Source organism: Tenacibaculum soleae (genome assembly GCF_001693415.1).
Taxonomy (GTDB): Bacteria; Bacteroidota; Bacteroidia; order Flavobacteriales; family Flavobacteriaceae; genus Polaribacter; species Polaribacter soleae.
The window spans coordinates 1,152,269-1,178,932 of sequence record NZ_MAKX01000001.1; the positions used below are offsets into that span (position 1 = coordinate 1,152,269).

The following is a 26,664-nucleotide window of genomic DNA, read 5'->3' on the forward strand; positions in this document are numbered from 1 at the left end:
TTTAATAAGTTTTATTAGTAAATGTTAGTACCAGTGATGTAATTATAAACCACACAAAAAGCATTAAAAATAGAAAGGAATTTTGTTGTAAGATCTTTTCGAATGAAGAAGTTTCATATTTAAATTCTGGTAGTTTACTCCAGGTACTTGCAGGTGCCACATAACGTTCTCCGTATTTTGAATTTTTTTGGGTAGTACCGTTTAAAAAACCTTGTGTTTCAACCCTATATATTTCGGCCGATTCGGTAAAATTCCAATGATTTTCATAATCAGTTTTTGCGACTGCCATTGATAAAAAACGAGTAGGAAGAAAAGGAGAAATAATAGCTAATGATTTATAAATTTTATCTTGATTTTTAGCTTGTTCTTTTAAGAAAGCGTAATGTTTTTGATACACTTTAGCTTGATACTCTTCTCCTTTTTGCATGCGGTAGGCACTAAAATTAAATGGAAGTTTATGAACACTATCAACTTTATATTTAGTAAGAACTTCTTGTTCTAATTTTTTAGCTTCCTTGCTCCAAGGGTTATGACCATCTAAGCCTTTTTTGTTTTCCTCTGAAATTCGTTTAGAAAACTCTTGATGCGTAGGATATGGATATTTGGCATCAGCGAGATTACTGGCAACTTTAGGAGTTATAAAACAAGCTAAAACCCAAAAAGATAAATTAATAACTAAAGAAATTCCTGATTTTTTTACAAGAGAAGAAATTATTAAGGTGATATTTATAAAAACAAAATAATATAAAAGATATATCAGGTATAAAGTACCAAAAGGCTTCCAGTTAAAAACCCCATAGTTTTCGATGCTAGAAAGTATAATGGCTCCTATAGCAAAATGAAATGTAAGAATTGTAAAAGGTGGTATTAATGTGGCTACCCATTTTCCTAAAAGCAGTTTCCAACCAGTAACACCTTGACTTTTTAAAATGTAAATAGTTTTACCTTCAATTTCTTTAGTAAAACTATTATATCCAATTAAAATTATAATTAAAGGAAGTATGTATAATAAAATAAAATCAACCGATAGTTCTCCAGAACGAGATAAGGCAGTTTGATCAGAAGCATTGCTAAATTGTGCTTGGTTTCTACTATGTGCTTCTAAAAAAATAGAAACACCAGTGTATTTATCAATCCCTTGATCTATAAGTGATAATGGAGATTTAGGTTTAAAAATATAATTACCATAATGTGCTGCCGAATGAGGGGTTTTTTCCCCTTGAGACTCCCATATTGTTCGTTCGTTATTTTTAGCTTCATTATATTGATAATTAGTAGTCTTGTATTGTTTATTTGTTGCTAAAAGAGCTACAATTAATAACACAAATACGATACTTATTGAAATTTTAAAACGACCGTCTCTAAAAATTTCTTGAAGCTCTTTTTTTATTACGTAGTAAATCATACAGGTTCATCTTTTAAGTTCATCGTTTCTAAGTATAATTTTTCTAAATCAAGCAATGAAATATCATCACTTAAAAAGCAATGTTTTAATTCCCCTTGTTTCATAATACCAATATGTGTACCTATTTTTTTAGCTCTAAAAATATCATGTGTAGCCATTAATGTAGCTACATTGTCTGCTTTCATTTTTTTTAAAAGCTGTCCAAATTCATTACTGGATTTTGGATCTAACCCCGATGTAGGTTCATCTAATAATAACACTTTTGCATTTTTAGCAATGGCCAAAGCAACTCCTATTTTTTGTCGCATTCCTTTTGAAAAATACTGCGTACGTTTATGGTAAGCTTCTTTTTGCAAGCCAGCTTCATCTAAAAAGAATTCTAACTCTATTTTAGAAAACTTGTAGCCACCAATTCCTAAAAAATAATCTAGATTTTCTACCGCAGTTAAACTAGGGTACAACATTAAATTTTCTGGAATATAAGTTAAGAATGATTTTGTTTTTTTAGTGTTATTAGCAACATCTAACTCATTAATAAAAGCATTGCCAGAAGTAGGGGTGATAAAATTTAATAATAGGTTTATCGTGGTTGATTTTCCAGCACCATTTGCGCCAAGTAAACAAAATATCTCTCCTTCTTTTATTTCTATATTTAAATTGTTTAACGCAATAAAATCGCCATATTTTTTAGTTAAGTTTTTAGTTTTTATCATTTTGTGAAATCGTTTTTTAGAATTCTTTGTGTAACAAGTTTATTCAATTTTAATATCTATTGATGTTCTGCTTTGCCAACCAGTTATATCAATTACAGAAATTTGACAATGATAATCTCCTGTATCAATATCATTAGGTATTGTTATGACTTGCGAAATTTCATATTCTTTAGGTTCGTTATCAATAGTATAGTTTTGCATAAAAATTAAAGGAGAAAGAGGTGTTTTGATAGGGTTCAGTTCACATTGGCTTCCTTGATCATCATGCGTATGGTGGTCAAAATTATGGTGAATGTCGATAGCGTATTTGGCTAAAGCAACATTGTCAGAAACTTTTACTTTAATAGTGTATTGTTTACCTTTTTCTAATACGGTACATGATTTAGGAAAACCTTGGTTGTAATTAACTGATATTGTTGGTTTTTCTTCGTCGATATTTTCAGAATCACTACTACAGTTTACTAGTGGTAAGCTTAAAAGTAGAAGGAGTGTTGTTTTTTTTATAAATTTCATTTTTTTAGATATAAAAGGCTACCCAAAGAGGTTTGGGCAGCCTTGATTTTTTATTATTAATTTATTTCGAAAGGAATAGATAGTTTTACTTTTTCTTTTTCACCATCTTCTTGTACATAAATGTTTAACCAGTATCCTCCTTTTGGAGATTCAGGAATTAAGTCGAAATGATAATGGATATCTGGGTTTATTACATTTTCATATAATTCTTTTGGTAATATTGTTACTACACTATCCCATTCACCAACGGCTACATCTTGGCCAGTTCGCCATTCTTCAAACCATAATTCATATTTAATTTCAGTTACTTTATTAGGAGTAGATACATATTCAAATTCGGTATGTAGTTCATCTTTTCCGTAAGTAACTCTATTGTTTTCACCAACTTCTAAATGTTTAAATTTTTGAACAATATTTAACTTCTTTGTAACAATACTTTTAGTACCATCTTCATGTTCAACAGTAATTTTAAAGTTGTATACTCCTTCAGCAGCTTTAAACGAAGGTTCATATTTGCTATCTTCATCAAAATAAACATGGTAATGAATATGAGGATTTAATTGCCCTTGGTATCTTTCAACAGGTACTAAATGATCTCTTAAGTCCCATATTAATTCTCCGTCGTTAACTGCATTTGTACTGTGTGCTTCAACATCAAAATATATTTTAGATACTTTGCTGGTTCCAGTATAGTCAAATTCGATATGCACATCTACATTTGATTGTGGTAAAATAAAATCAGAGTTTCCTAACTCGATATTTGTAAATCTTTCAGCATTTTTGTTTTCTTCAAAGGTTTTAACGATTGAATCGTCATCGCTACAAGAAACCATAAAAGTGGTTGCTAAAAATAGAATTGCTGTTTTAATTGTGTGTTTCATGATTAAAAAAAAATGATTGTTTAAAATGTTTGTATAATGGTTATTGAAAAATTTCTACCAGGTTCAGGGACCTCAATCAACCGGTAAAAACTTGTGTGATTAAAAGCTTTAGTATTAAAAATGTTATTTATTTTTCCTTGAATTTTTAAAGGATGTTTTTTTGAAAAAGGAAATGTATTTGTGTGTAAACCTATATCTACAAGCGTGTAGCCTTTGGTTGGTTTTTCTGGTGGAACTATATTGTCTTGATCCGAAACAATTCTTACTTTCGAGAAAAACGAGGTGTCTTTTAAAAAGAAGAAACGATTTAAATTGTATTTAAGTGATAGTATTCCGGTTAAAGGTGGTGAAAACGGTAGGGTAAAGTTTTTCTTTTTACCGCTTAATTGTGTTGCCTTAACATACTCTAAAGATCCTTTAAAAGTGAAGGTTTTAATCGGTGTGTATTCTAGGCTAATTTCGCCTCCATATCTAAAAACCTCGCTCTGTGTATATTGATATTTTTGAAGTGTTTCGTAATATTCAGATGTAGGGCTTAAGTAAATATAATTGTCAAAGTAATTAGCAAAGGGAGTAATTTGGATAAAACTATTCTTAAAGTTTAAACTAAATTCTCCATCAACTTGATAAGAGCTTTCAGGTTGTAAATTGGTGTTACCTTCTTCATAGCGATACATGTGATAATTAACTCCGTTTGAAGCAAGCTCATTAGCTAAAGGAATTCTAAAACTTTTACCAAAGTTTATTTTGTAAGAAGTATTTTTTACCGAATAACTTAATCCAGCAGAAGCACTAAAGTTTTTAAAATTTAAATTCCTTTTTTCTGATCGCTGTAATTGTTGTTGTGTAATGTTTCCGTTATTATCAGTAACAGGAGATGTAAACCATTCATAATATGGTTGTGTTTTTACAACCCCATAATCATAACGTATTCCAGTATCTAGGTATAAATTAGTATTAATTTTTATTTGATCATATAAAAAGGCGCCAACAGTTAGTCTTGTGTATTCAGGAATCAGAAATCCCCAGCCATCAATGTCATTGTCTTGATATTCGAAATTAAGTCCTGTTGTAATTTTATGGTTTTTAAAACCATAATGATTATTTTTTATATTAAAACTGTAAGTGTTTTTGTTAAATAAACGTTCTTTGGTTGAATCTGGTTTTGGCATATAACCATGTGGCACAGGCTCTGAATGTTCTTCTCTGTCATTTATTTGATAACCAAGTTCAATATCTAAAGTATTGTTAGCAAAAAGAAAACTGGTGTTATTTGTTATTTTAAAGTGATTAACTTTATGTAGTGGTAAATCAATATCTCTATTGTTTGCATCGTAATTAATTTTCGAAGTTCTTACCTCTAATCCATGTGCGTTTGCAAAAAAACCATTTTTAGCATTTACATTACTAAAAGTAGTGATTGTATTTATTTTATCAGAAGTGTAACCTAAAGAAACACTAATATTATGATTACGTCCTGCGGTATTTCGTAAATAGTTTTTATGTAGGTTAAAAATGTAATTATCATACGTTATTGTACGAGTAGGCACCTTATAATCACCATATTCTTCATGCGTAATTCTTGCTTTATAATACCAATGTTTATAACGTTGTTTTACTCCTAATGATATTCCGTATAAATCATTATTACTCCTGTTAGTTAGGTTTAGTTCTCCAGAAAAAGAATTAACATCTGGGAGTAAATTATTTTTTAAACTAATAACACCTGCAATTGCATCAGAGCCATGCATTAAAGAAGCAGCTCCTTTTGTTACTTCAATGTTTTCAACGTTGTATTGATCAATTTCTAAACCATGATCTGCTCCCCATTGTTGCGCCTCGTGTTTAATTCCGTTTTCAACAACCACCACTCTGTTAAAACCGAGCCCTCTTATTGTAGGTTTAGATTGCCCAGACCCAATGGCAATTGTACTTACACCTGGTATATCTTTTAACGTTTGCATTAAGCTATTGTCTCTATTTTGTTCTAAAAACAGTTTGTCAATTTTTTGCTTATTGCTTGAGCTTTTATGAAATACTTTTTTTGTACTATGTGCAATCGTAACTTCGTTAAGCAACGAAATATCTTGTTTAAGAGCTATTGATATTACCGAGTTTTTAAGAGGGAATGTTACCAGTTTTTTATGGGTAATATATCCTACGTGCGTAACACTTAGTAGTTGTTTTTTAGAGTTAATTCCTTGAAAGTAACTGTTTCCTTTTAAATTGGTGTACGCGTGTTTTAAGCCAATACTTACATGGGCATTGGGCAGCTCTATTTGTGTTGCCTCATCAATTACTTTTACCGTTACACTATTAGTGTTTTGGCTAAAGATAAAAGCATGAAACAATACACAAAATAAAGCACTTAAGCTTAGTTTTGTCATTATAGTAAAAAATAAGTGGATGTAGTATTATGGTCAAATAATTATAATATTTGAGGATAATACAGATTAAATTAGTGAGTTACTTAAATTCAATTAAATAGATAATACAAAACCATCTATACACTAATTTGTAGGTAATAAATAGCTGTTGGTATTAAATAAAAAGAGAATAAAAATAATTAAGAGTTCACAGGAGGAGCTCTTAGTCTTTTAAGTGATGAAAAGTAAGAAACAGTAGCAATTAAATTGTAACTTTCAATTACGTTCTTATTAATTTTAAAAGTTTTAGTTTGTGCAAACTTTTTTGAAGCTAAGTTAAAAGCAGCAAAAGAAAAATAACAAATATCACAATGATCATTTACAGATTCATGTAAGTGTGTTAATTTTTCTTTACAATGATGATGACTTTCATCTTTATGCTCATGAGTAGCTTTAACAATAGCAGGAAGCATAATAAGCAACACCAAAAATATGGCGGTGATTCTACTTGCTATGCTATTGTTTTTTATGGTCATTTATCTTTTTTTATAGAAAAGAAATGCAAATATAAATTATTAATAATCATTATAAATAGGTTATTGTGTTAAAAGTTTAAAAAAATGATAAGAATATTATTTTAGTGTTTTTTAAAGAAAAAACCTTTCGAAATTTCGAAAGGTTTTTGTAGCTTTTATAGTAACCCAGCACGTTTTAAAAGTGCATCTGGTTTAGGTTCTTTTCCGCGGAATCGTTTGTATAATTCCATCGGTTTTTCAGTACCTCCTTTAGATAAAACATTGTTTTTAAATTTATCGGCAACTTGTTTATTAAAGATTCCTTCTTCTAAAAAATACTCAAAAGCATCAGCATCTAAAACTTCCGCCCATTTATAAGAATAATATCCGGCAGAATATCCTCCTTGAAAAATATGAGAGAAAGCCGTACTCATACAATTTTCAGCAACATCAGGATATAGTTTTGTTTCAGAAAACGCAGCGGTTTCAAAATCTTTAACAGATTTTATTTCTGAAGGGTTTTGGGAGTGCCAACTCATATCTAATAATCCAAAGCTTAACTGACGAAGCGTTTGCATACCTTCATGAAAACTAGCTGACTCTTTTATTTTTTCAACATATTCCATCGGAATCGTTTCTCCAGTTTCATAATGTTTTGCAAACAACTCTAAAGCTTCCTTTTCGTAACACCAGTTTTCTAAAACCTGACTAGGAAGTTCTACAAAATCCCAAGAAACAGATGTTCCAGATAAACTATTATACGTTGTGTTTGCAAGCATTCCGTGTAATGCGTGACCAAATTCATGAAATAGCGTTGTAACCTCGTTAAAGGTTAATAATGATGGTTTTGTTTCGGTAGGCTTAGTAAAGTTACAAACAATAGATACTTGCGGGCGCTCATTAACACCATTTTTAATTTGTTGCGATTTATAACTCGTCATCCATGCACCATTTCTTTTTCCTGGCCTTGGATGAAAATCAGCATAAAAATGTGATACAAAATTTCCGTTTGCATCAGTTACATTGTATGTTTTTACATCTTCGTGGTATTTATCTATCGAGTTTATTTCTTCAAACTGTAAGTCGAATAATCTATTTGCAATTTCAAAAACACCATCAATTACGTTTTCTAATTTAAAATAAGGCTTCAGTAACTCTTGGTCTAAAGAAAATAATTCTTTTTTTAATTTTTCTGAATAATAAGCGCCGTCCCATTTTTCAAGTTGCGTTATACCATCTAATTTTTTAGCGTAAGCAGCTAAATTATCAAATTCACGTTTTGCGGCAGGTTTTGCTTTGGCTAATAAATCGTTTGAAAAAGATAAAACTTTTTCAGGTGTTTCTGCCATTCGTTCTTCTAAAACAAAATGTGCATGTGTTTTATAACCTAGTAAATTGGCTCTTTTATGACGAAGTTTTACAATATTTAAAACAACATCTTCGTTGTTAAAGTCATTATCTTGAAATGCTTTTTTACCAGCTGCAATGGCTATTTTTTTGCGCAATTCTCTATTGTCAGCATAGGTCATAAAAGGAATGTAACTTGGATAGTCTAAAGTGAAAACCCAACCTTCTTTTTCTTTTGATTTTGCAACCTCTTTAGCAGCCTCTTTTACACTTTCAGGTAAACCTGATAAATCATTTTCATCAGTTAAATGCATTTCAAAAGCATTGGTTTCAGCCAATACATTTTCTCCAAATTTTAATGATAGCTTAGATAATTCAGCATCAATTGTGCGTAATTCTGCTTTGTCAGTTTCATTTAAATTAGCGCCGTTTCTAGCAAAACTTTTGTATTGTTTGTCTAGCAACATTTCTTGCTCAGGAGATAAATCTAAATTATCTTTAGCATCAAAAACAGTTTTAACTCTTTTAAATAAAGCTTCATTTAACGTAATATCATTTCTAAATTCACTTAGCCAAGGAGAAACCTCTTGTGCTATTTTCTGAATTTCATCATTGGTTTCGGCAGAATTTAGATTGAAAAAAATAGAAGTTATTTTATTCAGCTTTTCACCTGTAAAATCTAAAGCTACTGTGGTATTATCAAAAGTAGCAGCATCATTATTATTTACAATGGCAGCAATTTCTGTTTTTGCTATTTTTATTGCTTCTTCAATAGCAGGTTTATAGTCTGCATTTGTAATTTTAGAAAAAGGAGGTGTATTAAAATCTTGTAAAAGTGGATTCATTTATTCTTTTTTCAAACCTCACAGGTTTTTAAAACCTGTGAGGTTTATTTATAATAATCTATTTTTTTACGCGTTCCGAAGCTTTTTCAACTTTAAGTTTTAAACCTTCTTTGTAGGCAATAATTTTGTCTAAAACACATTTATCAGAAGCACCAATAATTTGAGCTGCTAAAATCCCTGCATTTTTTGCACCATCTAACGCAACAGTTGCAACAGGAACGCCACCAGGCATTTGTAAAATTGATAAAACAGAATCCCATCCATCAATAGAGTTTCTACTTTTTACAGGAACTCCAATTATTGGTAACGGACTCATACTTGCTACCATTCCTGGCAAATGAGCAGCGCCACCAGCACCAGCAATAATAACTTTTATACCGCGTGTGTGTGCGTTTTTAGAATAATCTACTAGTTTTTCTGGTGTTCTGTGCGCAGATACAATATCAACTTCTATTTGAATATCAAAACTTTCTAAAATATCAATTGCTTCTTGCATGATTGGAAGATCTGAATCGCTTCCCATTATAATTCCTACCATAATTTATGTTTTTAAAATGAGGTTCTAAACTTTTTTCAGAACCTCATGAGTTTGGGTGAGAAGCTGAAATAAATTCAGCTTGACGAGTAATTATTTAGCTATTACTCTAATTGTTTCTTTTACTTGTTGCGCTATTTTTCGAGCTACATTTACGTCTGTATTAACAATAGTAACGTGCCCCATTTTTCGGAAAGGTTTGGTTGTTTTTTTTCCGTAAATATGTGGTGTTACTCCATCAATTTTTAAAATTTTGTGCATGTTTTCATAAACAACATCGCCTGTATAACCTTCTTCACCTACAAGGTTTACCATAATTCCGGCAACTTTACTTTCGGTATTTCCTAACGGAAGATTTAAAATACTACGAACATGTTGTTCAAACTGACTAGTATAACTTGCTTCGATTGAATAATGTCCAGAGTTATGTGTTCTTGGCGCTACTTCGTTTACTAAAATAGCATCATCTTCTGTTTGAAACATTTCAACAGCTAATAATCCAACAAAATCTAATTTACTGGCAACATCTAAAGCAACTTCTCTAGCTTTTTTTGCTACAGTAGTATCAATTCTTGCAGGACAAATTACATATTCAACCTGATTTGCCTCTGGATGAAATTCCATTTCAACAACAGGATAGGTTTTTATTGCTCCATCAGAATTTCTAGCAACAATTACTGCTAATTCATTTTTAAACGGAACTAATTTTTCTGCAATACATTCTCCTTCTGGTAAGGATTGTAAATCATCATAATTACGAACCACTTTTACGCCATTACCATCATAGCCAAATTGCGCAGCTTTCCATACAAAAGGGAATTCAATAATGTTGTTTTCGTATGAATGTTTTAATTCTTCTAAAAAAGCATAATGAGAAAAATCGGCAGTAGGAATTTGCTGGTCTCTATAAAATAATTTTTGACGTGCCTTGTTTTGAATTACTCGTAAATTGGCTGGCTTTGGGTAAATTGTTAACCCTTCGGCTTCTAGTTTATCTAAAGCATCAATATTTACATTTTCAATTTCAATAGTTAATACATCTACTTTTTTACCAAAATTGTAAACAGTATCAAAATCAAACAAATCTCCTTGATGAAATTCGTTGCAAACTTGTGCGCAAGGAGCTTGCGGATTGTTATCTAAAATAACCGTGTAAATGTCTAGTTTTTGTGTTTCGGTAAGTAACATTCTACCTAATTGTCCGCCACCGAGAACGCCCAATTTAAAATCAGAAGAAAAATAATTTTTCAAGATAAATATTTTAGTGTGTTGTTGTTATCGCAAAAATAAGAATCTAAATAATAGTATTATACAATTAAATTGAGATTCTTAATTTAGAATTACCAAGATAAGTTACAAAGTACATTAAAGCTGAACAAGAACTACTACCAACGCATTCTCCTTTATCATTAATGAGGCATCCAGATAAAGAGCTATACTGCTCTCCACCACAAGAACATATTAATTTTAATCCATTAAAATCCATTGGAGATGTACAATCTTTTGATGGACACTGTAAATCAAAAGCACGATAATTATTATTTCCAAGATTTGAAATTAAAATTTTTCTACCTTCAATAAAACTAATTGAATACCCACCAGGGACTAATAAATTATAAGGGCTAATATTATGTTCAGACAAAGATGAGTCAATAATAGTAGTTATATTAACCCCTCTAAAGCAGTTGTTAATATTTGTATTATCACTACAACTTAAAGTGGTTATAAAGCAAAATATAGCTATAAGTTTTTTCATTATTTTAAAATAGGGTTATTAAACTAACGCTACGAATTTACAAATATTTTGTACATTTGTTACACAATCTCATTCCTATCGGTGTGAGATTTTTTAAAGTTTAAAAGTTATGAGTAAAGTATCATATTATAGTGCCGAAGGATTAAAAAAATTAAAAGACGAGTTATCACACTTAGAGCATACTGAAAGACCAAGGGTTTCTCAAGAAATTGGTGATGCTATAGATAAAGGGGATTTAAGTGAAAATGCAGAGTATCATGCAGCAAAAGAGGAACAATCGTTATTAGAAACTAAAATTGCAAAACTTAAAAACGTAGTTGCAAACGCACGTATTATTGATGAAAGTCAGTTAGATACCTCTAAAGTGTTAATTCATTCTATCGTAAAGTTAAAAAATACAACCAATGGTATGGAGTTTACCTATACTTTAGTTGCTGATTCTGAAACCGACGTTAGAAATGGTAAATTATCAGTTAATTCGCCTATCGGAAAAGGATTATTAGGAAAAAAGGTTGGTGAAATAGCAGAAATTAAAGTGCCTAACGGAATTATGAAATTTGAAATTATGGAAATTTCAAGATAATTTTTGTTTAAAATATTTATAGATAAAAGCGTTGCATTTGCAGCGCTTTTTTTATTTTTGATTGATAAGTCTTAATTGTTTGATACATCAACCTGAACTCGTTTCAGATTCTCATCATGATTTGCTGTTTGTTATATAAGATTGACAAATGAATGTAGAATGGCGTACTGATATTGAGTTTCGAATTAAAATAGATATTTATAGTTTTACTAAAAGAATAAAAAATTATGGCAAGTATTTTTACCAAAATAATAGTAGGAGAAATTCCATCATACAAAGTAGCAGAAGATGAAAATTTTATAGCCTTTTTAGATGTAAATCCGAATACAAAAGGACATACTTTAGTAGTGCCTAAAAGAGAAGAAAATAAGCTTTTCGATTTATCAAAAGAAGAGTATAACGGATTAATGTCTTTTTCATATCGCGTAGCAAAAGCGATTGAAAAAACAATTCCTTGTAAACGCATAGGTATGAGTGTAATTGGTTTAGAAGTACCGCATGTGCATGTGCATTTAATTCCGTTAAACACAATGGCAGATATTCAGTTTATTGAAAAAGTAAAATTAACCAATGATGAATTTGTAGATTTGGCTAAAAACATAGCTTCTAATTTTAAATAAAATTATGAAGCTAAAAAAGTGGCAAAAAGCTGGATTAAGTTGGGGGATGTTTATGTTTGTTATAATGACTTTTGTTTGGCCTTATTTTGATGGAGAAGAAATTACGTTAAAAAAAACATTGATAAGTTTAGTAATTTGGACAATAGCAAGTTTTGCTTTTGGTTGGTCAATGAGGCATAATCACAAAGAAAAATAAACGAAACATCAGCGTGTCATTCTGAATCTATTTCAGAATCACATCGTTGTTAGACGGAGTTACTTTAAACTTTTTTTAAGAGGATTTCGAAAGTAGTTCCTTTGTTTATTTCAGATTTTAAAACGTGTATTTTTCCGTTATGATAATCTTCAATAATACGTTTAGAAAGTGATAAACCTAAACCCCAACCACGTTTTTTAGTTGTGTATCCAGGTTTAAATATTTGTTTAAACTGCGATTTAGCCATTCCTTTACCAGAATCAGTAACTATAATTTTAACAAACCTAGTGGTTTCTTTAATAACCAATGAAATGCTCCCTTTCCCTTGCATAGCATCAATGGCATTTTTAATTAAGTTTTCAATAACCCAACCATACAATTCAATATTTAATAAGGTTGTAATAGCTTTTTTATCCGAAGAAAAAGAAAAAAATATTTGTTTAGAGCTTCTAGTTTTTAAATAATTAAAGGCGGTTTCTGTTTCAGTAACAATATTGTAGCTTTTTAATTTTGGTAACGAGCCAATTTTAGAAAACCGATTTGCAATGGTACTTAATCGATCAACATCCTTTTCAATTTCAACAATATAATCTTCATTTACATTTTCGGTTCTTAAAATAGCAATCCAACCTAATAAAGATGATAACGGCGTACCTATTTGATGTGCAGTTTCTTTGGCCATACCTGTCCAAAGTTTGTTCTGTTCCGCAACTTTACTCGATTTATACACCATATATACAATGGTAACAAAGAGCCCTAAAATTAGTAATAAAGCGAGTGGATAATATTTAAGCTTGTATAATAAATCAGAGTTTCGGTAATAAAGATGTTGGGTGATTCCAAAATATTCAATAATAATAGGCTCATTTTGCCCTTTCATTATAGCTAATTGTTCTTGAAGGTATTTAGGGTTTTTAGACTTAATACTGTCTAAATTTCTATGTAAATTAATAGTTTCATCTTCATTTACAAGAATTGTAGGAATGTTTTCAATAGTTTCATACACCTTATTAATTAAGTTGGTGTTTTCATTTAAATCTGGATTAGAGGCGAGTTCTTTAAAAGCAGCCGCAAAAATTTTAATTTTACCTCTTTCTTCTTCTTTAAATTTTTGAAAAAAAACATAAGTATTCCATAAAATAAAAGGAACAATTAATAGTGAAACAAAAACGGTAATTCGCTTTATCCAATAAGTATTTTTAAAAAAAGTCATTAGTCAAATATAAACTATTCCATACAATAACTTAATTTGTAAAAGCGTAGTATCTTTACCATAAAAAATAAAATATGTTATCACTAGATCCTAAAGAATTACCAGTACCAAAATTACACGGTTATTTATTAGGTGCCATAGCGCCAAGACCCATTGCTTTTGCAAGTACTATTGATAAGGATGGAAATCCGAATTTATCGCCATTTAGTTTTTTTAATGTTTTTGGAGCCAATCCGCCCATGTTAATCTTCTCACCTGCACGAAGTGTACGTGGTAATAAAACAAAACATACGTTAGATAATGCAGAAGAAACTAAAGAAGTGGTTATTAATGTAGTAAATTATGACATTGTACAACAAATGTCGTTAAGCAGTACCATGTACCCGAAAGGAGTTAATGAGTTTGAAAAAGCAGGTTTTACAATGTTAGCTTCTGATAAAGTAGCGCCTTTTAGAGTAGCAGAATCACCTGTGCAATTTGAATGTAAAGTAACTGATATTATTTATACAGGAACCGAAGGAGGTGCAGGAAACTTAATAGTTTGCGAAGTAGTAAAATTACATATTAACGAAAATGTTTTGGCAGAAGATGGCAGTATTGATCAGCACAAAATAGATTTAGTAGCTAGGGCAGGTGGAAGTTATTATTCAAGAGCAAGAGATGGTTTTTTTGAGATACCAAAACCAATTTCAACTTTAGGTATTGGAGTAGATCAAATTCCGACTGAAATTAGAAATAGCCCTGTTTTAACAGGTAATAATTTAGGAATGTTAGGTAATGTAGAGCAGCTGCCAAGTGAAGACGCTGTTAATAACTTTGCAAAAGAACACCCAAAATATGTTTCGCTTTCAACTGAAAAAAAACATACATTTGCACAAGAATACTTAAAGAGTAATGATGTCGAAAGTGCTTGGAAAGTGCTTTTAATTAAATAGTTAAGAATATGGAAGTAATAGGGAAGATTAAATTAATAAACGAAACACAAACATTTGGTGCTAGCGGATTTAGAAAACGTGAAATGGTTGTAACTACCGATGAGCAATATCCACAAATGATTATGATCGAATTTGTGCAAGATAAATGTGATGTTTTAAATAACTATGCAGTTGGTCAGGATGTAAAAGTGTCTATTAATTTAAGAGGTAGAGAGTGGATTAACCCAGAAGGTGTTGCAAAATATTTTAACTCTGTTCAAGGATGGAGAATTGAAAACTTATCACAAGCAGCTCAAAACACTCCGCCAGTTGATCAATTTCAACCAGCTCCAGATTTATCTGCAAACGAACCAGATGATTTACCATTCTAATAAAACAAAGTTTTTAGAATAAAAATAAAAAAAGAGAACTAAAATTATTTAGTTCTTTTTTTTTTGTTTTTTGAAGCTATTTCCAGCTTTCAGTACTCGCTTTTTTTTCGTTCCTCAAAAAAGAGCTCAAACAAATACTTCAATCTGGGCTAAACATATTTATAAAGTATAGGTAAAACTCTTAATAGTAAAGATTATTTTTTAGGAGGCATTGGTCCTCGTAAATGAATAATTAATCCATTTAAAAAATTACGTAAAAACTGATCACCACACTCCATGTATTTAGGATGATCTTCTTTTCTAAAAATAGCTCCTAATTCGCTTTTTGAAACTTTAAAATCAACCAAAGCACAAATGTCAATAATATCAGTATCTCTTAATTTGTGTGCTACCCTTAATTTTTTAAAAATATCGTTATTGTTTAATCCCATAATTTTTTTAATATTAATGTTTTAGTTTACTACCGAAAAGATAGCCCAAGCATAAATTGCAAAACGTATAAAACGAAAAGAACCAACCAATACTACATTTTTAAAAGGGTATTTTATCATACCAGCTGTTAAACAGCTAATAGCAAAGGGTAATGGCAATAAAGCACCAACTAAAATTAAAAAACCACCCCATTTACTGGTGTTTTTAAGGTTTTTAGCCATTTTTACTTCTAAATAATTTTTAACAGAGTCAATTTTTAAAGAAGCTCTACCAATAAAATAAGCAGTTAAGCCACCTAAATACGATAAAGTAGCTAAAATTGATAAATTTAAAACAGGGTTGGCAGTTTTTTTAGACCAAGCTATAAAAATTTCAGGCGGTATTAACCCTAATATGGTTTCAGAAATAAAGAAAACAGTCAACACACCTAGTCTAGAAAAAGTTTCGGTCATTGCCTGTAAGCCATCGTTAATATTATAAACGTATTTATTAAAAATAAATAAACCTACAATAGCTCCCACTATTGGCCAAAAAGCTTTTTTTAAACTTTCCCAAATAAACATGTAAAAACCAGTACGTTGGTAGTAGTTATGTAAACGTTTAACGTGCGGTTTTACATTCTTTTTATTTCTTCTTTTTTTAACTTTCATTTCCTTGTTACTCTAAGCATATTTTAGAGGTAGCAAAAATACGAGGTAATTAGAAAATATTCTAACAAAAAATTGTTAATTATAAATTCGTAATTGCAGCTTCGGCACAACGTTCACCGTCCATAGCTGCTGAAATAATTCCGCCAGCATAACCACCACCTTCTCCGCAAGGAAATAAACCTTCAATTTGTGGGTGTTCTAGGTTGTCTTTTCTAGGAATATTTACTGGTGATGAGGTACGAGATTCTACCCCTATAATATTCGCTTCAGCAGTATAATAACCATGCATTTTTTTACCAAAAGCGTCAAAACCTTTACGTAGCCTACCTCCAATTATTTTTGGAAGTAATGAATGTAGCGGAGAAGATTTTAACCCTGGTTGATACGAAGTTTCATTTAATGTAGAAGATAACCTCCCTTCAACAAAATCAGTTAAACGTTGCGCAGGGGCAACTTGACTTTTACCGCCTGCATTAAAAGCTAATTTTTCTAAATCTTTCTGAAATTCTAACCCTTTTAAAGGTCCAAAATGTTCGTATTTCTTAAAATCTTTATCAATATTTAATTCAACAACAATACCCGAGTTCGCAAACTTATTATTTCTACGAGAAGGCGACATTCCGTTCACTACAACTTCGCCATTTGCTGTGGCAGCAGGTACTATAAATCCGCCAGGACACATACAAAAAGAATATACGCCACGGTTATTTACTTGATGTACCAAACTATATGCAGCGGCAGGTAATAATTCATCTCTTTGTCCTGTACAGCTGTACTGAATTTGGTCAATAATTTCTTGAGGATGCTCTACACGAACTCCCATTGCAAACGATTTTGCTTTTAATAAAACATCTTTCTTGTGTAGTAATTCGTAAATATCTCGTGCTGAATGCCCTGTTGCTAAAATTACCGAGTTTACAACCATTTCATTCCCGTTTTGTAACAGAATCGCTTGTAGCTTGTTGTTTTTTATAACAAAATCGGTAACACGTGTGTCAAAATGAACTTCACCACCATATTTTATAATATTCTCACGAATATTTTTAATAATTTTCGGCAATTTATTAGTTCCGATATGTGGATGTGCATCAATTAAAATTTCTTCAGTTGCACCATGATAAACTAGGTTTTCGAAAATACGGCGAACATCACCACGTTTTAAACTACGAGTGTATAGCTTTCCGTCAGAATACGTTCCGGCACCACCTTCACCAAAACAGTAATTAGAATCTTCATTAACAAAATGCTCTTGATTAATAGCTCGTAAATCTCTACGACGATCTTGAACATTTTTACCACGTTCTAAAACAATCGGTTTGTAACCAAGTTCAATACAACGCAATGCGGCATACATTCCCGCAGGCCCAAAACCAATAATATGGATTTCTTTTGCTTTTGATACATCTTTATAATCAAAAATATAATCAGGTGTAGTTGGTTGAGGTTCGTTTACATAGACTGCAACTTTGTAGTTGAAAATAACTTCTTTTTTACGCGCATCGATAGATTTACGTAATATTTTTACACTGTTTATTTCAGAAACATTGATGTTTAATTTTCTAGAAGCTTTCTTTTTTAAGATATCCTCTTTTTTTTCTTCTATTAAATTAACGCGAAGTTGCAGTTCTTTTACCATACTGCAAAATTATGGAAATTTGTATGGATTCGTTTTTATTTCAATAAGAATTATAAAAAAATGAAATGAACGAAGTTTTTTTATCATTAGTTATGATAAAAACTGCAGTATATTTGTAGCATTTATTATAGTTTTTATATGATTTGGTTACCTGAAGAAATAGTATTTCCGCCCTACGAATTCGCAAATGAAGATGGTGTTTTGGCATTTGGTGGAGATTTATCTGCTAAGCGGTTAATACATGCGTATAAAAACGGAATTTTCCCATGGTTTAATGAAGGTGAACCAATTGTTTGGTATTCGCCACCAGAACGTATGGTTTTATTTCCGCAGGAAGTAAAAATTTCAAAGTCAATGCGTCAGGTTTTACGAAAAGGAGGTTTTAAAATTACCGAAAACAAAGCATTTAAAGATGTTATTTTTAATTGCCGCCATATTGATAGATTCGACCAACTAGGAACTTGGATTACGGACGATATGGAAGATGCTTATATTAATTTGCACGATAAAGGAATCGCAAAATCTATTGAGGTTTGGATTGATGACAAACTCGTTGCTGGTTTGTATGGAGTTGATGTTGGAAATGGTATTTTTTGCGGCGAAAGTATGTTTAGCAAAGCTAGTAATATGAGTAAAGTTGCTTTTATACATTTAGCCAAAAAATGCGATTACAAACTCATAGATTGCCAAGTACATAATGAACACCTAGAAAGTTTAGGTGCTCGTGAAATTGATAGAAATGATTTTTTAAAGATGTTATAGGACATTATATAGGATTAATTATGATTATTATTTATGCTTTTCAATGGTTCTGCGTTTAATTTTTTCCAATTAGGAATATCAGTCATAGCTATTAATGCATTCTCTGTTTGGATGTTTGAAATTATTTTAAATTCATTTGGAATTTTTGATTTATCAGTGTAAAAAAAGATTATTATATCTACTAGAAAGAGACCAAAGGAGTACTTCGAAAATTCATAAGCTGCAAAAATACCTCTTGAATATTTATTCTTTACAGTACATTTGAAGAAATATGAGTCAAAACTCGTTTTATTCTGAATATTTTTTAATGTTTCAGTTAACTGATTATATGATAGTGTTAAGTTAGAATTTAAGAAAGTTCTTAAAATTTCCTCATTAAATTCATTAAGTTTAAAGCTTGAAAATTCATGCATATTAGAAATACTAGCCCTCCATACTAAAGAATAATTAAATAATTTTATTGCATTAAATGGAATTTTATAACATTCTAGAATAATATTGTTTTGAATTGTATGAATTTTAAATTTATCTTTTTCATTAAGATAATTATGTATACTCTTCAGTTTTAACGAAAAATAATGTTCAAGTTTAGCAAATCTTTCTTCACAGCTTGAGCAAAAAATGTAATCTTCTTTGGGCGAGTCTTGTATTTTTTTCAAGTTACCATTACCATCTATTTTAACACCATGTCTGGGGCTTGTAGATTCGAACAATCTTTTACCCATAAATTTGGGGATAATATGAGAGTTTTTTTTGTCAGCAATTTTTATTAAGCATAATTTGCATTTTGACATAATTTCAATGTTGGAATACGTAATTTAAATACCCTTTTTTTAAGAGATATAATTAGTTAACGAAGTTAATAATTTTAAAGCGTAAATAAAACTGACTTAGTAATCAAAAACCTCGCAATTTTAATTACGAGGTATAGAAAAAAATATTTAAGCCAATTTTAAAATAGCTATTAATTGAACTTTAAAGTATCATCTTTAATCGATTTTACACGTAATGTAAAATAATCGTAAATCCAGTTTTGATATAATTTCCACGGAAACTTATTTCCTTGTTTTGGTAAGTTTGCGGTAGAACGATGGATATATCCTGAGTTTAAATTAATTAACGGAACAGTTTCTATATTTTCATTTTCTACTTTCGGAACAATGGTGTTGAATCCTTTTTTATCCATGTACGAAATAACTCTACTTGCATATTCGCTAGTTAAATCACTTTTTAATGTCCAAGAAGCATTGGTATATCCTACAAAAAAAATGAAATTAGGAAGATCGTTTAACATCAAACCTTTGTAAGTTAACTTTTCAGCAGGATTAAAAGCGGTGTTGTTAATACTTACTTTAGCATCACCAAAAGCAACCAATTCTAATCCAGTTGCGGTAACAATAATATCAGCTTCAAGTTCTTTTCCTGATTTTAAACGCAATCCGTTTTCGGTAAAACAATCAATATGATCGGTTACAATAGTTGCTTTTTTGTTTCTGATAACTTTAAATAAATCGCCATCAGGCGCTACACAAAAACGTTGATCCCAAGGATTGTAACTTGGTGTAAAATGCGGTTCAACCGGAAAGCCATTCAGTTGTTTTTTTGCTCCTTTAATAATAAAGTTTCTCATAAAATTCGGAAACCTTTGCGAAACGTTATAAAATAGAATTGAAAATAAAATGTTTTTAAGTCGAACTACTTTATGCGCTATCTTTTTAGGTAGTATTTTTTTAATTCCGTTGGCAACTTTATCTTTGTTTGGTAGTGCACCAATATAGGTTGGCGAACGCTGTACCATCGTAATATGTTCGGTTTTATCTGCCATGGCTGGCAATAATGTAACTGCTGTTGCGCCACTACCAATAACGATAACTTTTTTACCAGTATAGTCTAAATTTTCAGGCCATTTTTGCGGATGAATTACAGTGCCTTTAAAATTAGTAACTCCATCAAATTTTGGTGTATATCCTTGTTTGTAATTGTAATATCCGCTACAAGAAAACAAAAATCTTGAAGTATATTGATGTGTTTCTTTTGTTTTTTGATGCTCAGAGGTAACTGTCCAAAGAGCAGATTTTGTATCAAAATTAACCGATGTAACTTTTTCGTTATAGCTTATTTTATCGCGGACTTTATATTCATCAACAGCTTCGTTTAGATATGCTAAAATAGAAGGAGCATCTGCAAAAGATTTAGAAGCATCCCATGTTTTAAAAGAATATCCGAAGGTATACATATCAGAGTCTGAACGAATTCCAGGATATTTAAATAACGACCATGTTCCGCCTAATTCTCCACGCATTTCTAAAATACGATAACTTTTATTTGCATTTTTTCTTGATAAATGACAAGCTGCGCCAATTCCAGATAATCCAGCGCCAACAATTATTACATCGGTATAATTTTGATTCATACTTAGTTTTTTAACACTGTGAATTCTATACTAGAATCTGTAAAAACCGAATGTGTTTGTGTTTTAAAATCTTTTTCGTCAGCTTTATAAATGTTATCTACGTAAGTCTGCGGGTTTAAATCAATTAAAGGAAACCAGGTACTTTGCACTTGAATTTGTAATTTATGCCCTTTTTTAAATGTGTGAAATACATCTTGTAGTTTAATATTTACGTCTGTTTTTTTGTTAGGTGTAAACGGTTCTGGATTCGAAAAACTATTTCTAAAACGGCCACGTAAAACTTCGCTACGAACCATTAAATGATAGTTACTTAGTTTTAAATGCGATTGCATTTCTTTATTATCATTTTTTAAATCAGAAGGATGCACATCAATAACTTTTACAATCCAATCGGCAGCAGAACCAGTTGTTGCTACTTTTAATTTAGCTAAAATATCACCAGCTAACGTAAAATTATCTGTTAAAACATCAGTTTCGTAAACCAATACATCAGGTCTACGAGCAGCAAAACGCTGATCATCGGTCATGTATTTTCTTGGCGTGAATACGGTTTTAATGTCTTCAGAATACGGAACAGGACGTTTAATATCACTGATGAAATCAACTTTAGAATTATCTTTCTTTGTAGTTGTTAATTCTTGATTTTCTGATAAATAAAATGATTGTTTTTCTGCATTTTTTGGTGGCCATACATCGTATGATTTCCATTCTTTTTTACCGCTATCAAAAACGTACGCTTCTGGTAATCCACTATTTTTAGACCCGTCACCTTTTAAGAAATGATTAAAAAATTTAGTTTCAATTTCTTTTTGAAATTTTAATGAGATTGAATCTCCAAAATAATAGTTACCCACTTTGTTGGCTACTTTATTTCTTGCCCATCCTCCATGATCCCAGGGGCCAAATACTAATGTATTGTAATTATTAGGCTGATTTTTTTCTATATTTTTATAAGTTTCTAAAGGACCATATAAATCTTCAGCATCAAACAAACCACCAACAATCATCGTTGCTACGGTAGATGGAACTTTATCTAAATGTTGAATAATTCCTTTACTTTGCCAAGTTTCATCATAATTTGGATGCTCAACAATTTCTTTCCAGAAAAAATCATCAATTTGATCTTTCTTTTTAGTTGATGCAACATCTAATTTATCATATTGAAAATATTCGTTGAGGTTTTTTAATGGTCCTTTGTCTAAGAAAAATTGATATTGATCTTGCGTATCCATTTTAGGAAACGAATACCAAGCAGAATCTGTAGGTTGATCTTTATAGGTTCCGAATAACGAAATTGCTCTGAAATAACTTAATAAAAATGCACCGTTATGGTGAAAATCATCAAAGAAAAAATCACCAATACAAGCTTGTGGTGAGGCTGCTTTTAAAGCAGGATGCGCATCAATTGTAGAAACAGTTGCATAATGCCCAGGGTATGAAATTCCCCATGTACCAACTTTTCCATTATTGTTGGCAACATTTTTTATTAACCAATCAATGGTATCATATGTATCGGTTGTTTCATCGGCTTGCTTTGCTGTTTTGTTAGGGATGTAAGCACGCATATTGTCGTATACACCTTCGCTCATCCAACGACCACGAACATCTTGATACACCACAATATTTCCTTCTTTCATTAAAATGCTATTCGGACCAATTTTGGTTTTAAATTTACCATCTCCATAAGGTCTAGAACTATAAGGAGTACGTTGCATTAAAATAGGATATGTTTTTGAAGTGTCTTTTGGTGCGTAAATTGTGGTATGTAATTTTACGCCATCACGCATGGTAATTGTCACTTCTTTTTTAGTGAAATTATCTTTTACGTAGGTGTCTTTTTTCTTTACATCGGCATTTTTGTCTGTTGTTTTTTGGGTACAACTGCTAATTATTAATATAATGATTAGTAGTGGTTTAAAAAGTGATTTCATATATTTTAAATGTTTGGAAAGTAAATATAAAAAAAGGCAACCAATTTGGTTGCCTTTTAGTTTTATAAAATGAATACTTAGTTTTTTAACCAAGCTTTCCTTAAAATTACTTTAGCGTTATTGGCAGGAAGATTTTCAATTAACAAGCCAGTACTTTCACTGGTTGGTTGTACATAATTTCCTTTTAGTGTAATTAATTTTCCGTTTCTAGTAACTTCCATGGTTATTATATCTCCAGCTTTCCACAGCATAGTTTTTCCTATGACAGGACGAATATTTGCTAAAGATATTTTTTCGCCATTTACAGCTTCTAACACATCATTAGCTTCAATTCCAAAGGTAACTAAAGCAGAATTTGTTCTCTTAGTAAAAAAAACTTTTTGAGCCTCGTTAACAGAAATAAAAGGTTGTCCTTTTGAGTCGATAAAATAAGTAGCGTTTTCGGTTTTTGTTTCTTTTTTAACACCTACTTTTTTAAAGTATGTTTCGTAATTTATAGGTGTTGCTCCTTGTACATGGTTCTTAAAGAACTCGCCAACGGAAGGGTAAGTCATCTTTACAATTTCATCAATAATTTTTTCATCTTTAAAAGCATTGTTTTTTCCGTACTTTTTAGATAAATCTAACATCATGTTTCTTACACCGTATGTACCGTTGCTTTCTTCTCTTAAAATAATATCTAAAACCATTCCAATTAAAGCACCTTTTTGATATACATTTCCGTAGTTTTTAGCATATTCAGGTTCTAAGATGTTTTTACTCATTTTGGTAAAAGACATAGCATCGTTATAACGCATTGAAGAACCTATTTTTACGTTCATTTCATTAATAAATTCTTCTTCAGAAATTAAACCTTGATTTACTTGAAAAAGATTGGCAAAATATTCCGTCATCCCTTCATACATCCATAAATGCTCAGACATGTTGGCTTTGTTAAAATCGAATGTGTGAATTTCTTCAGAATGCACAGATAATGGCGAAACGATATGAAAAAATTCATGAGATACCGTTCCGTTAATCATATTACTAGCAAATTGTTTTTTGCCCATTGTTTCTGGATAAACAACTGTAGTTGATGAACGGTGTTCTAAAGCTCCATATCCTTGAAATTTATAAACTTCAGGGTCAAATAAATATACTAAAACATTGTATTCATTTGTAGTTTCAAAGCCTTTTAAAAAGTTTGTTTGGGCAGTCATCATTGTTTTTAAAGCTTCTTCTAAATCTGTCGCTTTATGCTTGTTGTTAGGAGAGTATACTGCTAAATTAACATCAATTCCGTTTACTGTAAAATTAACGTTGTTTAACGGCGCGTACATAATCGGATTGTCAGAAATTTCATCATACCTAGGTGCTAAAAACACATCTTTACTATTATCTGTTTTAGTCGTGTTTTTATTGATTAAAGATGAGGTTTCGTATAGGTTTGTTGGGTGCGTTACGGTAATTTCATAAGGCAATTCTTTTTTATTATTAAAGTAACCAATAAACCCAGGTAGGTTTAATAAAAAGTTTTTACCCTCTTCAATATTAGTACCTGCCATTACATAAATTTTGTGCTCTTTTTCAGAATCGAAAGTATCCTCAACCCAGTAAGAAATTTTATCCATGTTCTTCGCATTGTTTATTTGCCAAGAATTTTCGCTTAATTTTGTAGTAACTAATTCTTTTCCGTCGTAGTCAAAAGCTTTAAAGTCTGCAACAAATTTACCGTAGTTACTCATTGCATAGGTTCCGGGTACAATTGCAGGAATGTTATAAATAAGAGTTTTTTCTTTAATTTTCTGCGGATTTATCTCAACCATTATTTTATCATCAACAACAGTATTTAAGTCGATTGCAACAGCCACGGTTTGCGTGTTGTTTTGAACTGTTTTGTAAGTAGAACAGCTTGCTAGTAAGGCTATAAAAGCAGTTCCTAGTATAATTTTTTTCATGATTCGTATTTTATCTACTGCATAAGTATTAATTTCTATAGAAATGTTACATTATTATTCATTTATTTAACACCTTTTTATGATAGGTAATTTCAACTAAAACGTTGTACCTTTGCAACGGCATGAGAATAAGACGAGTTTCAGATTGGTTACCGACTACAAATAAGGAGGTTAAGTTAAGAGGATGGGAAGAATTAGATGTAATTCTTTTTAGTGGAGATGCATATGTAGATCATCCATCATTTGGTCCTGCAGTAATTGGGCGTATACTAGAAAGTTACGGGCTAAAAGTAGCCATTGTACCACAACCTAGTGTAAACGATAACTTACAGGATTTTGAAAAGTTAGGAACCCCGCGTTTATTTTTTGCCATTACTGGTGGATGTATGGATCCGATGGTAAGTAATTACACCGCAAGTAAACGTCGTAGAGATAAGGATGCTTATACTCCAAATGGTGATAAAGGTTTTAGACCAGATTACGCTACTTCGGTTTATTCAAAAATTTTAAAAGAAAAATTTCCAGACGTTCCGGTATTAATTGGAGGTATTGAAGCTTCATTACGTCGTGTAACTCATTACGATTACTGGTCAGATAAGTTATTGCCAACAATTTTAGAAACTTCTAAAGCGGATATGTTGGTATACGGAATGGGAGAACAACCGTTGCGTGAAATTGTTGAGTTACTGCAAAAAGGTGTTCCGTTTTCGAGCTTAAAAACCATAAAACAAACAGCTGTTTTTGTTGAAGAAGGAGAGAAAATTCCGAAGAATAAAAATTGGAAAGATGTTGATATCAATTCGCATGAATTGTGTTTAAAAGATAAAAAAGCATACGCATCAAACTTTAAAGTAATAGAGCAGGAGTCGAATAAATTATATGCGCGTCGTATTTTTCAAGAAGTAGGTGATAAGAAGCTGATGATAAATCCGCCATATCCTACCATGACTGAAAAAGAAATTGATGCTTCTTTCGATTTGCCTTTTACACGTTTGCCGCATCCAAAATATAATAAGCGTGGGCCAATACCTGCGTTTGAAATGATTAAATTTTCAATAAATATTCACCGTGGATGTTTTGGAGGTTGTAGTTTTTGTACAATTTCTGCGCATCAAGGAAAATTTATTGCCAGTCGTAGTCAAGAATCTGTTTTAAAAGAAGTGGATGCCGTTGCGCAAATGGACGATTTTAAAGGTTATTTATCTGATATTGGCGGACCTTCTGCCAATATGTATAAGATGAAAGGTAAAATACAATCTATCTGTGATAAATGTGTGGCACCTTCTTGTATATCGCCAGTAATATGTAGTAATTTAGATACTTCTCATAAGCCGCTAACAAAATTATATCAAGCTGTAGATGCACATCCGAAGATAAAAAAATCATTTATAGGAAGTGGAATCAGGCACGATATGTTAGTGCCTGAGTTTAATAAAAATGCGGATCCGAAAGAGTTAGATGCGTATACCGAAGAGGTGATGACAAAGCACGTTTCTGGTCGTTTAAAAGTAGCGCCAGAACATACTTCTGATCCTGTTTTAAAATTGATGCGTAAGCCATCGTTTAAATATTTTCATTTATTTAAAGAACGATTTGATCGTATCAACATAAAAAAGAAATTAAAACTTCAGTTGATTCCTTACTTTATTTCAAGTCATCCAGCTTGTGAAAAAGAAGATATGGCAAATTTAGCTGCCGAAACTAAAGATATGGGTTTTCAGTTAGAGCAAGTACAAGGGTTTACGCCAACACCTATGACAGTTGCTACGGTAATTTATTATAGTGGTTACCATCCATACACTCTGAAACCAACAAAAACGCCTAAAACAGCTAAAGAAAAAGAAGATCAACATAAATTCTTTTTTTGGTATAAAAAGGAGAATAGAAAGTGGATTAAAGATACGTTAACTAAAGTTGGACGTAACGATTTATTAAAAAAGTTATTGCCTGAAGATACTTCGTGGAAGAAAAATAAAGCAGGTAAAGCAAAAAATACGTTTGATGATACGGTAGAAAAGTTTAATCCGAAATCTCGAAATTCAAGAAGAAAATCGAAAGGAAATTATAGTAAGAAGAGAAGGTAAAAGCTTTTAACATAAAAAAACTCAG

25 protein-coding genes are annotated in these 26,664 nt (G+C 31.1%); 7 read left to right on the forward strand and 18 right to left on the reverse strand.

From position 1 onward, the window contains the following. Position 1: 1 nt before the first annotated feature. The 10 genes from BA195_RS05395 to BA195_RS05440 all read right to left on the reverse strand — a co-directional run bounded on the left by BA195_RS05395 (position 2) and on the right by BA195_RS05440 (position 10,762). The gene (locus BA195_RS05395; protein WP_068703188.1) at positions 2–1,405 is read right to left on the reverse strand and encodes a DUF3526 domain-containing protein; all 1,404 of its coding nucleotides are present in this window, start codon (positions 1,403–1,405) and stop codon (positions 2–4) included. Next, on the reverse strand, positions 1,402–2,118 hold the full coding sequence (locus BA195_RS05400; protein WP_068703190.1) for an ABC transporter ATP-binding protein: 717 nt from the start codon (positions 2,116–2,118) through the stop codon (positions 1,402–1,404). The genes BA195_RS05395 and BA195_RS05400 overlap by 4 nt, the downstream gene beginning before the upstream one ends. Positions 2,119–2,157: 39 nt before the next feature. Further along, positions 2,158–2,631, reverse strand: coding sequence for a DUF4625 domain-containing protein (locus BA195_RS05405; RefSeq protein WP_068703193.1), 474 nt, complete (start codon positions 2,629–2,631; stop codon positions 2,158–2,160). Between the two features lie 56 nt (positions 2,632–2,687). Beyond that, on the reverse strand, positions 2,688–3,512 hold the full coding sequence (locus BA195_RS05410; protein WP_068703195.1) for a hypothetical protein: 825 nt from the start codon (positions 3,510–3,512) through the stop codon (positions 2,688–2,690). 20 nt (positions 3,513–3,532) lie between these two features. After that, complete coding sequence (locus BA195_RS05415) at positions 3,533–5,899, reverse strand: TonB-dependent receptor (RefSeq protein ID WP_068703197.1); 2,367 nt, start codon at positions 5,897–5,899, stop codon at positions 3,533–3,535. A gap of 179 nt (positions 5,900–6,078) precedes the next feature. Next, positions 6,079–6,414, reverse strand: a complete 336-nt coding sequence (locus tag BA195_RS05420; protein WP_068703199.1) for a hypothetical protein — start codon at positions 6,412–6,414, stop codon at positions 6,079–6,081. 155 nt (positions 6,415–6,569) lie between these two features. Continuing rightward, the gene (locus BA195_RS05425; RefSeq protein ID WP_068703201.1) at positions 6,570–8,585 is read right to left on the reverse strand and encodes a M3 family metallopeptidase; all 2,016 of its coding nucleotides are present in this window, start codon (positions 8,583–8,585) and stop codon (positions 6,570–6,572) included. A gap of 58 nt (positions 8,586–8,643) precedes the next feature. Then, entirely contained in the window at positions 8,644–9,123 is a 480-nt protein-coding gene (gene purE, locus BA195_RS05430) for a 5-(carboxyamino)imidazole ribonucleotide mutase (RefSeq protein WP_068703203.1), read from the reverse strand. 90 nt (positions 9,124–9,213) lie between these two features. Further along, complete coding sequence (locus tag BA195_RS05435) at positions 9,214–10,371, reverse strand: 5-(carboxyamino)imidazole ribonucleotide synthase (protein ID WP_068703206.1); 1,158 nt, start codon at positions 10,369–10,371, stop codon at positions 9,214–9,216. Between the two features lie 64 nt (positions 10,372–10,435). Next, on the reverse strand, positions 10,436–10,762 hold the full coding sequence (locus BA195_RS05440) for a Rieske (2Fe-2S) protein (RefSeq protein WP_141677651.1): 327 nt from the start codon (positions 10,760–10,762) through the stop codon (positions 10,436–10,438). A gap of 223 nt (positions 10,763–10,985) precedes the next feature. Here BA195_RS05440 and greA point away from each other — a divergent pair, with 223 nt between their 5' ends. The 3 genes from greA (at position 10,986) to BA195_RS05455 (ending at position 12,275) form a co-directional block, all read left to right on the forward strand. Next, complete coding sequence (greA, locus tag BA195_RS05445) at positions 10,986–11,459, forward strand: transcription elongation factor GreA (protein WP_068703209.1); 474 nt, start codon at positions 10,986–10,988, stop codon at positions 11,457–11,459. 227 nt (positions 11,460–11,686) lie between these two features. Then, complete coding sequence (locus BA195_RS05450; RefSeq protein WP_068703210.1) at positions 11,687–12,079, forward strand: HIT family protein; 393 nt, start codon at positions 11,687–11,689, stop codon at positions 12,077–12,079. A gap of 4 nt (positions 12,080–12,083) precedes the next feature. Further along, positions 12,084–12,275, forward strand: coding sequence for a hypothetical protein (locus BA195_RS05455; protein WP_068703211.1), 192 nt, complete (start codon positions 12,084–12,086; stop codon positions 12,273–12,275). A gap of 64 nt (positions 12,276–12,339) precedes the next feature. On the opposite strand, the gene BA195_RS05460 is transcribed toward BA195_RS05455, so the two are convergent. Then, complete coding sequence (locus BA195_RS05460) at positions 12,340–13,488, reverse strand: sensor histidine kinase (protein WP_068703214.1); 1,149 nt, start codon at positions 13,486–13,488, stop codon at positions 12,340–12,342. A gap of 74 nt (positions 13,489–13,562) precedes the next feature. Here BA195_RS05460 and BA195_RS05465 point away from each other — a divergent pair, with 74 nt between their 5' ends. Continuing rightward, a complete protein-coding gene (locus tag BA195_RS05465; RefSeq protein ID WP_068703216.1) occupies positions 13,563–14,423 on the forward strand; it encodes a flavin reductase family protein in 861 nt (286 codons plus the stop codon). Positions 14,424–14,431: 8 nt separating this feature from the next. Next, positions 14,432–14,794, forward strand: coding sequence for a DUF3127 domain-containing protein (locus BA195_RS05470; protein ID WP_068703218.1), 363 nt, complete (start codon positions 14,432–14,434; stop codon positions 14,792–14,794). A 194-nt stretch (positions 14,795–14,988) separates the two neighbouring features. Here the strand turns inward: BA195_RS05470 and BA195_RS05475 are convergent, their stop codons facing one another. From BA195_RS05475 to BA195_RS05485, 3 genes are all read right to left on the reverse strand, one after another. Next, on the reverse strand, positions 14,989–15,225 hold the full coding sequence (locus BA195_RS05475) for a DUF1456 family protein (RefSeq protein WP_068703219.1): 237 nt from the start codon (positions 15,223–15,225) through the stop codon (positions 14,989–14,991). A gap of 21 nt (positions 15,226–15,246) precedes the next feature. Further along, a complete protein-coding gene (locus BA195_RS05480; protein ID WP_068703221.1) occupies positions 15,247–15,876 on the reverse strand; it encodes a YqaA family protein in 630 nt (209 codons plus the stop codon). 79 nt (positions 15,877–15,955) lie between these two features. Continuing rightward, positions 15,956–17,512 (reverse strand): NAD(P)/FAD-dependent oxidoreductase, encoded by a 1,557-nt coding sequence (locus BA195_RS05485; RefSeq protein ID WP_068703223.1) that lies wholly within the window; start codon positions 17,510–17,512, stop codon positions 15,956–15,958. A gap of 138 nt (positions 17,513–17,650) precedes the next feature. On the opposite strand from BA195_RS05485, the gene aat reads away from it, so the two are divergent. Beyond that, a complete protein-coding gene (gene aat, locus BA195_RS05490; RefSeq protein WP_068703226.1) occupies positions 17,651–18,274 on the forward strand; it encodes a leucyl/phenylalanyl-tRNA--protein transferase in 624 nt (207 codons plus the stop codon). Positions 18,275–18,288: 14 nt separating this feature from the next. On the opposite strand, the gene BA195_RS05495 is transcribed toward aat, so the two are convergent. The 4 genes from BA195_RS05495 to BA195_RS05510 all read right to left on the reverse strand — a co-directional run bounded on the left by BA195_RS05495 (position 18,289) and on the right by BA195_RS05510 (position 24,555). After that, on the reverse strand, positions 18,289–19,068 hold the full coding sequence (locus tag BA195_RS05495) for a hypothetical protein (protein WP_068703228.1): 780 nt from the start codon (positions 19,066–19,068) through the stop codon (positions 18,289–18,291). A gap of 170 nt (positions 19,069–19,238) precedes the next feature. Beyond that, the gene (locus BA195_RS05500; RefSeq protein ID WP_068703230.1) at positions 19,239–20,687 is read right to left on the reverse strand and encodes a flavin-containing monooxygenase; all 1,449 of its coding nucleotides are present in this window, start codon (positions 20,685–20,687) and stop codon (positions 19,239–19,241) included. Between the two features lie 2 nt (positions 20,688–20,689). After that, entirely contained in the window at positions 20,690–22,618 is a 1,929-nt protein-coding gene (locus tag BA195_RS05505; protein ID WP_068703232.1) for a CocE/NonD family hydrolase, read from the reverse strand. 77 nt (positions 22,619–22,695) lie between these two features. After that, the gene (locus tag BA195_RS05510) at positions 22,696–24,555 is read right to left on the reverse strand and encodes a M61 family metallopeptidase (RefSeq protein WP_068703234.1); all 1,860 of its coding nucleotides are present in this window, start codon (positions 24,553–24,555) and stop codon (positions 22,696–22,698) included. A 122-nt stretch (positions 24,556–24,677) separates the two neighbouring features. Here BA195_RS05510 and BA195_RS05515 point away from each other — a divergent pair, with 122 nt between their 5' ends. Continuing rightward, a complete protein-coding gene (locus BA195_RS05515; RefSeq protein ID WP_068703236.1) occupies positions 24,678–26,639 on the forward strand; it encodes a YgiQ family radical SAM protein in 1,962 nt (653 codons plus the stop codon). Positions 26,640–26,664: the final 25 nt, after the last annotated feature.